Origin of the sequence: Amnimonas aquatica, assembly GCF_002943415.1 — a bacterium.
Lineage (GTDB): Bacteria > Pseudomonadota > Gammaproteobacteria > Pseudomonadales > Moraxellaceae > Perlucidibaca > Perlucidibaca aquatica_A.
Window position 1 is genome coordinate 1 of the sequence record NZ_PTQZ01000354.1, and the last position, 1,190, is coordinate 1,190.

A 1,190-nucleotide genomic window follows, 5' to 3' on the forward strand; every position below is an offset into this window, starting at 1 on the left:
AGGTCGGCAGCTCGCCCAGCAGCGGCAGCCGGCGGCCATCCGCCAGCTCGGCCTGCAGGCGACCGGCGGCCAGCGCCGAATGCAGGCGCTGCTGGTCGGACAGGAAGCCCATGTAGGCCTGCGTGTCCGGCAGCACGTCCGGCTCTTCGATCAACAGCAGGTCCTGCGCCGCCACCACGCCGTCCGGCGTGTGGAACGCGACCATGCGGTCCCCGCGCGCGATGGTCCCGGCATTGACGCTGTGGCGATCGACCGCCTGCACGCGTATCCCGCCGGCCTCGTCGGCCACCAGCGACAGGCCCGGATCGTAGAGCTGCAGGCGCAGCATCAGCATGGCCGCGAGCGCCGCGAACAGCAGCGCCAGGCTGGCGACGATGACGGTGCGGGGGGAGTGGCGAGCGGTCATGACATGCGCATCCTTCGCTGCCTGTCCGCAGGCAGGACAGACCTGCTCGCATTCTGCCAGAGGTCGGGCGGCGCCATAACACCCCACATGAGGGGTGACGATCGCCTGCAAAATCGCCGCCGCACTCTTGCATACGGCGCTGATTATCGTAAGATACGCGCCTCGCGACGGCACTGTCCGTCGACGGGCGATTAGCTCAGCGGGAGAGCACTTCCTTCACACGGAAGGGGTCACTGGTTCGATCCCAGTATCGCCCACCAAATTCGAAGTCCGGAGGAATCCGGCAAAGACCTGAAACCCGCACAGCGCCAGCTTGCGGGTTTTTTGTTGCCTGCGGGCTGGTAAAGGCGCCGCACGGTTGCAGGCACACGTCGGAATCCGCACTCAGCACTGCACCACCGGCAGTTCATCCCAGCAGGTCGTGTAGCGCGGCGACCGGTGCGCCGCGCGCATGTGCCAGGCATCATCCAGCGCCTCACTGGCGAAACGCACGGTGCCCCTGCCCTGCTGCTGATTGATCCGGTCCACCAGCGACATCAGCCGGGTGCGCCTGCTGTCATCGGCGGCGGCGAACAGGTCGGCCTGGCACACGCCGGCATCGCTGATTTCTCCCAGCATCACACCCACCTTGTGGTACCTCAGCCCCGGACGGAATATCGCTCGCAACCCGCTCATGGCCGCCGCCAGGATCACCGCGCTGTCGGCCGTGGGGGACACCAGCGGCATCAGGGTGGTCCGGCTGTACTGGATATCCTGCTCGCGATTCGGATTCGTTCGGATCATC

2 protein-coding genes and 1 tRNA gene are annotated in these 1,190 nt (G+C 66.8%); 1 reads left to right on the forward strand and 2 read right to left on the reverse strand.

Annotated elements, in window-relative coordinates; all coding sequences use genetic code 11:
• Window positions 1-406, reverse strand: a 406-nt coding sequence (locus C5O18_RS09890) for a hypothetical protein (protein WP_146089351.1), incomplete at its 3' end; no start/stop codon positions are given.
• Window positions 407-591: 185 nt separating this feature from the next.
• On the opposite strand from C5O18_RS09890, the gene C5O18_RS09895 reads away from it, so the two are divergent.
• Window positions 592-666 (forward strand) — tRNA-Val (locus C5O18_RS09895).
• 124 nt (window positions 667-790) lie between these two features.
• Here the strand turns inward: C5O18_RS09895 and C5O18_RS09900 are convergent.
• Window positions 791-1,190 (reverse strand): DUF4113 domain-containing protein (locus C5O18_RS09900; protein WP_105193456.1); only part of this gene is annotated, 400 nt, incomplete at its 5' end.